8 protein-coding genes are annotated in these 8,584 nt (G+C 63.5%); 5 read left to right on the top strand and 3 right to left on the bottom strand.

Features of this window, described 5'->3' with window-relative positions; genetic code table 11:
- The 4 genes from A3728_RS03390 to A3728_RS03375 all read left to right on the top strand — a co-directional run.
- A partial coding sequence (locus A3728_RS03390; protein ID WP_067920273.1) for a DUF1365 domain-containing protein occupies nt 1–634 on the top strand: 634 nt, incomplete at its 5' end.
- Nucleotides 631–1,866, top strand: a complete 1,236-nt coding sequence (locus A3728_RS03385; RefSeq protein ID WP_067920271.1) for an MFS transporter — start codon at nt 631–633, stop codon at nt 1,864–1,866. The genes A3728_RS03390 and A3728_RS03385, both read left to right, overlap by 4 nt.
- Nucleotides 1,863–2,429 carry a DUF3833 family protein gene (locus tag A3728_RS03380; protein WP_067920269.1) on the top strand — a complete coding sequence of 189 codons (567 nt, stop codon included), beginning with the start codon at nt 1,863–1,865 and terminating at the stop codon, nt 2,427–2,429. The genes A3728_RS03385 and A3728_RS03380 overlap by 4 nt, the downstream gene beginning before the upstream one ends.
- Nucleotides 2,426–3,157, top strand: a complete 732-nt coding sequence (locus A3728_RS03375; RefSeq protein ID WP_067920266.1) for an SDR family NAD(P)-dependent oxidoreductase — start codon at nt 2,426–2,428, stop codon at nt 3,155–3,157. Before A3728_RS03380 ends, A3728_RS03375 begins: the two co-directional genes overlap by 4 nt.
- Here the strand turns inward: A3728_RS03375 and A3728_RS03370 are convergent.
- From A3728_RS03370 to A3728_RS03360, 3 genes are read right to left on the bottom strand one after another with little or no spacing between them, the layout of a single operon-like run.
- The gene (locus A3728_RS03370) at nt 3,139–4,227 is read right to left on the bottom strand and encodes a saccharopine dehydrogenase (RefSeq protein WP_067920264.1); all 1,089 of its coding nucleotides are present in this window, start codon (nt 4,225–4,227) and stop codon (nt 3,139–3,141) included. The genes A3728_RS03375 and A3728_RS03370 overlap by 19 nt on opposite strands.
- Before the next feature lies 1 nt (nt 4,228).
- Nucleotides 4,229–4,849 carry a glutathione S-transferase family protein gene (locus A3728_RS03365; RefSeq protein WP_067920262.1) on the bottom strand — a complete coding sequence of 207 codons (621 nt, stop codon included), beginning with the start codon at nt 4,847–4,849 and terminating at the stop codon, nt 4,229–4,231.
- Nucleotides 4,850–4,868: 19 nt separating this feature from the next.
- Entirely contained in the window at nt 4,869–5,522 is a 654-nt protein-coding gene (locus A3728_RS03360) for a histidine phosphatase family protein (RefSeq protein WP_067920260.1), read from the bottom strand.
- A 195-nt stretch (nt 5,523–5,717) separates the two neighbouring features.
- On the opposite strand from A3728_RS03360, the gene fdhF reads away from it, so the two are divergent.
- Nucleotides 5,718–8,486, top strand: coding sequence for a formate dehydrogenase subunit alpha (gene fdhF / locus A3728_RS03355; RefSeq protein WP_067920258.1), 2,769 nt, complete (start codon nt 5,718–5,720; stop codon nt 8,484–8,486).
- Nucleotides 8,487–8,584 lie beyond the last annotated feature (98 nt).

The raw sequence follows: 8,584 nt of genomic DNA, 5'->3' as shown, positions 1-8,584 counted from the left end.
CTGGCCCTTTCGGCGAAACCGGCGCGGTGTCTTTGCACTGCGGGGTCAGGACCACGGGGGGGCGCCCGGGGCGGGGCGCGGTGCGCCTTGGGTGCGTTCGGTTCTGGCGGATTACGGGGTCGATGGCGTCGCGCGCATCGAGCTGTTGGCCCAGCCGCATATCCTTGGTCATGTCTTCAACCCCGTCAGCTTCTGGCTGTGCTACGACAAATCGGAGGATTTGGTGGCGGTGATCGCCGAGGTCACGAACACCTATGGCGACCGGCACAGCTATCTATGCCGACATTCCGATGGCCGGCCCCTTGCCGCCACGGACCAGATCGAGGCGGAGAAGGTCTTTCACGTCTCGCCCTTTCAGCCGGTCGAGGGCCGCTATACCTTTCGCTTCGACATTTCCGATCGGCGCATCGGAATCTGGATCGCATACGACCGGCCCGGCGGCGGTTTGCTGGCGACGTTGACCGGCAGGCGAAAGCCGCTGACAACCGCCGGGATGTTCGGGGCGATGCTCCGCAGGCCATTCGGTTCCAGACGGGTGCAGGCGCTGATCCACTGGCAGGCCTTGAAGCTCTGGTGGAAGGGCGCGCGCTTCCGGTCGCGACCGGAGCCTCCGAAGGAAGAAGTGACCCGGTGAAGCGGACCACTCCCTCGCATTTTCCGGCTTATGCGCTTTTCGCGGCCATGTTGGCGACAGCCGGGCTGCCGATCTACATCCATGCGCCGAAGTTCTACGTGGATACCTACGGGGCTTCGCTTTCGGCGCTGGGTGCGGTTCTCTTCGGGTTGCGGTTGCTCGACGTGGTGCAGGATCCGCTGCTCGGTCGACTGTCAGAGGTCTTGCGCTATCGCCGGGCGCTGGCGGTCGCTTTGGCTGCGGGGCTGATGGCGGCGGCCATGGTCGGATTATTCGCGGTAGAGCCCCTGATGCCGCCCCTTGCTTGGTTCGCATTGATGTTGGCGCTGGTTTTCAGCGGCTTCAGTTTTCTGACCATATGTTTCTACGCGCAGGGTGTGGCCCGGGCGGAGGGGGTGGCCTCCGGTCATCTGGCGCTGGCCCGGTGGCGGGAAACGGGTGCGCTGCTGGGGGTTTGCGCGGCATCGGTGGCGCCCGTGGTGCTGGGCATCTGGCTCGCCCGGCCATTCGCAGGCTTTGCTGTGGGCTTCGCGGCCCTGACCGGGGGCGCCGTCTGGGCCATGCGACGCGAATGGACTTCATCGGGGGAAACCGCGCCGGTCGGATTCTCAGTCATCCTTCGGGATGGGCCCGCCCGCCGCCTGCTGCTCATCGCGCTGGTCAATGCGGCACCTGTCGCTGTCAGCTCCACCCTTTTTCTGTTTTTCGTCGAATCCGCGCTCGCAGCGCCCGGGTGGGAAGGACCGCTGCTGCTGCTCTTTTTCCTTTCCGCAGCTGCCGCCGCGCCCGGTTGGGGGATGGCCGCCGAACGGTTCGGCGCGCGCCGCACGTTGCTGACGGCCATGGTGCTTGCCATCGCGGCTTTCGGCAGCGCGCTGTTTCTTGGACCGGGTGACGTTGCCCTTTTCGCGGTGATCTGCGTGGTTTCCGGTGCTGCGGTGGGTGCCGATCTGACGCTGCTACCGGCCATGTTCGCACGTCGCATGGCTGTCATCGCCCCGACGGCCGCAGAGGGCTTCGGGCTTTGGTCCTTCGTGTCGAAAGTCGCATTGGCTTTTGCGGCGGTCGTTCTACTTCACGCCTTGGACCGGGCAGGCTTCGAAGGCGGTGGCGCACCGAACCCTGCCTTGGCACTCAACGTCTTGACCTGGCTTTACGCCGGGGTGCCCTGCGTGCTCAAACTGTGCGCGATCTGGCTGCTGGCCCGCGCCGACAACTTGGAGGATTCATGAGCGAACCGCTGATTTTCTTTCTTGCCGGCCTTGTCGTTGCGCTGGTCGTGGTTGGTCTGCGGCGTCGGTTCGGGTCCTTTCACGGTCAGACATTGGAAGACTACAGCGACGGGTATCCCGAGTTTGACCTGAAGAAACATCTGAACGGCCGAATGATTTGCGAAGGGGTGATCTACGGTCCGCTCGGGCGGGTAACGAGCAGCTTTGTCGCGCGTTTCGACATCACATGGGACGGCGATGTGGGGCAGATGCGCGAAGAGTTCGTCTATAACGACGGCTCGACCCAGAGCCGCCACTGGACGATCACGATAGAAGAAAACGGCACCTTCAGTGCGACCGCGCCGGACGTTCCCGGCAAAGGGCAGGGCGCGCAGGCCGGTCCGGCGATGCGGATGGTCTATCCGATTCAGCTGCCTCAATCCCTTGGCGGGCATATCCTCCAGACGGTGGACTGGATGTATCTCACGCCCGAAGGGACCATTTTGAACAGAAGCCAGTTCCGCAAATACGGCGTCAAGGTTGCTGAGCTGGTCGCAACGATAAGAACGGAGAGCACGATATGAAGGAATGGCAGGGCAAACGGTATTGGCTGGTGGGCGCAAGCGATGGGCTGGGCGCGGCGCTGGCGCGGCAACTAAGCCGGGCAGGGGTCGAGGTTGTGCTCTCGGCGCGGTCGGAAGACAAGCTCGCCGCGCTGGCGGACGACCTGCCGGGCCGTGCGTCCTATCAGGTTCTGGACGTGCGTAATGACGAAAGTGTCAAAGCCGCCGCCGATGCGGTGGGGGAGGTCGACGGCGTCGTCTACCTCGCCGGGGCCTACTGGCCCTTCGCGGCGACCGACTGGAATGCCGAACAGGCCACGACCATGGCGGACGTGAACTTCACCGGGCTTGTCCGTGTCATGGGGCAGGTGGTGCCGGGGATGGTCGCGCGGGACCGTGGGCATATCGTTATCACCTCCAGCCTCACCGCCTTCCGCGGGCTGCCCGGTTCCATCGGTTATACCGCGTCCAAGGCCGCGACCTTGTCGCTTGCCGAGTGCATGCATGCCGATCTTCGCAAGACGGGGGTTCAGGTGCAGGTGGTGAATCCCGGGTTTATCCGGACGCAGCTCACCGACAAGAACGACTTCAAGATGCCCTTCCTGATGGAGCCGGAGGAGGCCGCCAGAACGGTTTTCGAGCATATGGGGGGCGATAGCTTCAAGCGGAACTTTCCCTGGACCTTTTCGCTGCTGTTCCGCGGATCCAAGTTTCTGCCCGACTCGCTCTATTACCGAATTTTCTCCTGATCCGTCTTTCCGGCGCTGTCCGCCGCGACGTGCCGCTCGAACAGGTCGGCAGCACGTTGCCAGACCGGATTGTGCGGCTCGTCCAGCGCGCTCAACGTGGGGAGCAGTTGCGCCGCAAAGTCCTGCGAGCTTTCGAGCGGCAGCATCGACGGGAGATTGTCGATGGCCATAACGTCGAGCGGCGGGTTCTCCGCCACACGGCGTGCCGGTACAGCCCAGGTGGTCGCCCTGTCATAAAGTGGTACCGGGTTGAACGTGCTGTCGGGATCGCAGGCGATGTCGCCGATCACGCGCAGGGCCCTGTCTTGTGTCAGGTCTTCTTGCCCGACGAAGCGCGGCGTGTCCGGTCCGGCCAGAATACAGTTGATGAAGATCTGATGGCGCAGAATTTCGGGAAAGGGGCCGCCGCTGGCGGTTTCCTTCATGTCCCACGGGGTTACCGCTACACCGACCGCCTTGCAGAGGTCTGCCGCCCCTGTCCCCACGCGCCCCAGCGCCCCGATGATGAGCGCGCGAGGGGCTGGGGCATCAAGCTGCGACAGCCTTTGTTGCAAGTCATCGCGTAGCGCCTCCGCATTGTCGTAGGGCCGCACCGGCCCCGCCGATTCCCCGCGAAGCTGGGCATCCCAGCATATCAGCGACACGGCAGCACCGGCAAAGCCGGCCCAATATCCAAAGGCCGCGACCCGCCGGCCCGTATCATCTGTCAGATATTCAAGGTCGAGCAGTTGGCCGCCGCTCTTGCGGAACCGCTCCAACAGGACCCTGCCGGAGGATTGACACTTGTAGGCGTGGCCGAACATCACATGGCGGTGGCACAGGGGCGTATCGTCGTCAGGCAGTTCCTTCAGGCCGAATATGATCGCGTCACTCGGCGCATCGGGCCAGGAATGTGCGGGCACGATGGTGCATCCCGCTGCGGCATATTGATCGGTCCCGATGACGCGGCTGGGCGAATCCTCGACCGTGACGGTGAAGCCCTTGTTCAGCAGTTCAACCGCCCCGTCAGGGGTAATCCCAACGCGGGTTTCGTTGGGGCGCTGTTCGGCCCGGACCCATAGATGCACCACCTTACCGCAACCCCTTTTGGCGGATCGCCATCACGCTGTCGCGCTGGTTCATCCGATCCATGAACCCCGCAAGGCGGGGATGAGCGGCGAGCGGGGCGCCGTCGCCCTCCATCCAGTTGAGGCCGGTGAACAGATACGGGTCCGCAATGCTGGGCCGGTCGCCCGCGACATAGTCCCCCATTAGGGCATGTTCGTTCAGATAGGCGCCACAGGCCGCCATATTCTCCGGCACCTTCGCAGTCATGTCGTCGAAGCTTTCCTGCCGGGTGGCCCAGCGTGAGCCTCGCATCCTGTGAGCGTGGGCCACATGCATCGTCGAGGCGAGGTAATACATGACGCCCCGGACATGCGCGGCCAGCACGGGATCCTCCGGCAGAAGACCCCCTCCGGGGGCGATGGCCGCGATGTAATCAAGAAGCGCGCCCGTTTCGGTCAGCCTTGTGCCGTCCTCCAGTACCAGCAGGGGCACGCGGCCCTTTGGATTGAGCGCGAGATAGGGGGCCTGCGTCTGTTCGGCAGAGGCGAAATCGACCTTGATCGTTTCATAGGGCAGGCCGGCTTCCTCCAGCGCGATGGCGACAGCGATGGAGATGGTACCGGTGGCATAGTGGAGCGTCAGCATGGCGAGCCTTTCAAATGGATCAGATATGGGTTTGCGCTTCGCGCCGGTCTGGCCGGTCGAGATGCGGGACGGCATTGAACAGCACGGGCGCCCAATGGCCCCCGATGGGATAAAGCCGGTGCATGGAGGTATGCATGATCGCCAGCGCCAGCCGGGACATTGCGGGTATCCCCACGCCCATGGCCTGGGCCATCGCCATGGAAATCAGCCCGCCCGAGGTCACCACCAAGGCCGGCCCATCGCCCCCCGCGATCTCGCGCAGCACGTCCTGCACGCGCGTTTCGAAATTTTCATAACTCTCCGGCGGGCCTTCGAAACGACCGGTTTTCCAGTAGTCGAAGACCTGCGGCAAATGATGAATGAACGCTTCCTGCCCGACGGGAAAGGGCACGCCGTGCTGCTCTTCGAGCAATGTGGCGAGTGTGAAGTACTCAAGCTCGTTCAGCCGCGCGTCCTGATGCACGTCGAGGCCGGTTTCCATCCCCTCCGCGGTCTCTCCATGCCGCTGGAGCGTGCCGGTATAGAGCCGGACGTGCCGGTTGTCGCTGTCGCGCAGATAGGCGCCAAGCCAGGCGGCCTGTTTGCGCCCCAGCGTGCTGAGCCGGTCATAGCTGGCTTCGTCCCGGGCGTCGGAATTCGCCTGCCCGTGCCGGATGAGGGTAATATGGGACATCGACTGCTCCTTTGCATGACTTGATAGGCGGAGGCGGCGCGCGGGGAAAGTGCGGATGAGTATTTGTGAAAGGGTGAAGCAGCAGCGGCTGGGCCCCGGGGCTGGCGCAAAATCCGATCAACAAGTCGGGAACGTGACTCCTGTATTCCCGCGGTGTTGTTTATAGAGAGAACATATCGATACGGAGGAGCGATCATGGCCGAGAAGATCAGGTTCACGCTAAACGGCGCGGAGGTGGAAGCCGAAGCCGGCATGACGATCTGGGAAGTGGCCAACGGACGCGGGCTGAAGATACCGCATCTTTGCCACAAGCCCGCACCCGGCTACCGCCCGGACGGCAACTGCCGCGCCTGCATGGTGGAGATCGAGGGCGAGCGGACGCTTGCCGCGTCCTGCATTCGCGAACCCGCCGAGGGCATGGTCGTCACCACGGAAAGCGCACGTGCCCGTCAGGCGCGGGACATGGTCATCGAACTGCTGATGGCGGATCACCCGGAACGGGCCGACAGCCACGACCGGTCGAGCCATATGTGGGACATGGCCGAGCGGAGCGGCGTGCAGCAGAGCCGCTTTCCCAAGCTGGAAGAGGCGCGCGTGCCACTGCTGGACGACAGCCATGTCGCGATGTCGGTCAATCTGGATGCCTGCATCCAATGTGGCCTTTGCGTCCGGGCCTGCCGTGAGGTTCAGGTCAACGATGTGATCGGCATGTCGGGCCGTGGTCATTCGACCTATCCGACCTTCGATATGGCCGACCCCATGGGCGCATCCACCTGCGTGGCCTGTGGCGAATGCGTTCAGGCATGCCCCACCGGCGCCCTGATGCCCGCCACCGTGGTGGATGAAGACCAGCGCGGCGATTCAGCGGATTACGATTCCGAGGTGGACAGCGTCTGCCCCTTCTGCGGGGTGGGCTGCCAGATTTCGCTCAAGGTAAAGGATGGCAAGGTCAAATACGTCGAAGGCATCGACGGTCCGGCGAATGAGGGCCGCCTTTGCGTCAAGGGCCGCTTCGGCTTTGACTACATCCATCACGATCATCGTTTGACCAAGCCGTTGATCCGGCGGGACGATGCACCGGCCAAGGGGCTCAACGTCGATCCGGCCAATTGGCAGACGCATTTCCGTGAGGCGAGCTGGGAAGAGGCATTGGACGTCGCGGCAGATGGGCTCAAGGCCATCGGCGGGCGGGGCGTGGCCGGTTTCGGCTCCGCCAAATGCACAAACGAGGAAGCCTATCTGTTCCAGAAACTGATCCGGCAGGGTTTTGGCCATAACAACGTCGATCATTGCACCCGGCTTTGCCATGCCTCGTCGGTCGCGGCGCTGATGGAAAACGTGGGTTCAGGCGCCGTGACGGCCACCTTCAACGAAATCGAGAACGCGGATGTGGCGATCATCATCGGTGCCAATCCGGTCGAAAACCACCCCGTTGCGGCGACCTATTTCAAGCAGTTCACCAAGCGCGGCGGCAAGCTGATCGTCATGGACCCGCGTGGCGTGGGCCTGCGCCGCTTTGCGTCCCATATGTTGCAGTTCCGCCCGGGTACCGATGTGTCGATGCTGAACGCGATCATGCATGTGATCGTGGAGGAAGGCCTCTACGATGAGCAGTATATCGCGGCCTATACGGAGAACTGGGAAGCCGAAAAGGCGCATCTGGCGGATTTCGCCCCGGAGAAAATGGCCGAGGTCTGCGGGATCGAGGCAGACGTGCTGCGCGATGTGGCCCGCACCTTTGCCGGGGCAAACGCTGCCATGATCTTCTGGGGGATGGGCATCAGCCAGCACATCCACGGCACCGATAATTCGCGCTGCCTGATCTCTCTGGCCCTGATGACCGGCCAGATCGGGCGGCCCGGTGCGGGTCTGCACCCGCTGCGGGGGCAGAACAACGTGCAGGGGGCGAGCGATGCGGGGCTTATCCCGATGTTCCTGCCGGATTACCAAAGCGTCACCGACGATGGCGTCCGCTCCGCCTTTACGGAGGTCTGGGGCAGTGAGGATTTCAGCGCCGAAAAGGGCCTGACGGTGACAGAGATCATGGATGCCGTGCATGACGGGGATATCCGCGGCATGTATGTGCTGGGCGAGAACCCCGCCATGTCCGACCCTGACGTGGAACATGCGCGCGATGCGTTGGCAAAGCTCGATCACCTTGTGGTGCAGGATATCTTCATTACCGAGACGGCCAATTATGCCGACGTGATCCTGCCGGCCTCTGCCTTCGCGGAGAAGTCGGGCACCGTGACAAATACGAATCGTCAGGTGCAGATGGGCCGCCCGGCGCTGGCACCCCCGGGCGAAGCGCGCGAGGATTGGTGGATCGAGGTCGAATTGGCCAAACGTCTGGGACTTGGCTGGACCTATGAGAGCCCCGCGGATGTTTTCGCGGAGATGAAGCGCAACATGCGCTCGCTCGACAACATCACTTGGGACCGGCTGGAGCGCGAGAATGCGGTGACCTATCCATCGCTCAGCGAGACGGACCCGGGCCAGCCCATCGTCTTCGGCGATGGTTTCCCCCGGCCCGAGGGGCGGGCCAAGTTTACACCGGCCGCGATCGTGGCACCCGATGACGTGCCGGATGCCGAATATCCCATGATCCTCACCACGGGCCGGCAACTGGAGCATTGGCACACCGGGTCGATGACCCGCCGTGCAACGGTGCTGGACGGGCTGGAGCCGGAGGCGAACTGCTCGTTGCATCCTTCTACCTTGCGCAAGCTGGGCGTGGCTCCGGGAGAACACGTCCGGTTGAGCACGAAGCGCGGCATGATCGAGATCATGGCGCGGGAGGATCGCGCGGTTGCCCCCGACATGGTGTTCTTGCCTTTCGCTTACGTGGAAGCGGCAGCCAACATCCTGACCAACCCGGCGGTCGATCCCTATGGCAAGATTCCGGAATTCAAGTTCTCTGCCGTCAAGGTCGAGGCGGCGGGGAATCGCGTGGCCGCGGAATAGGCCCGCGCCGGGGGTTGATAGCCACCGGGATTTGGCGTGATCTGGCGCAGCGGCGGCACTGGCGATTGACCGGTGCCGCCGCGACCTTTGAAATATCG

Source organism: Sulfitobacter sp. HI0040 (assembly GCF_001634885.1).
Taxonomy (GTDB): domain Bacteria; phylum Pseudomonadota; class Alphaproteobacteria; order Rhodobacterales; family Rhodobacteraceae; genus Sulfitobacter.
Note: the sequence above shows the minus strand (reverse complement) of the source record. Positions and strands in the feature narration are given on the sequence as shown.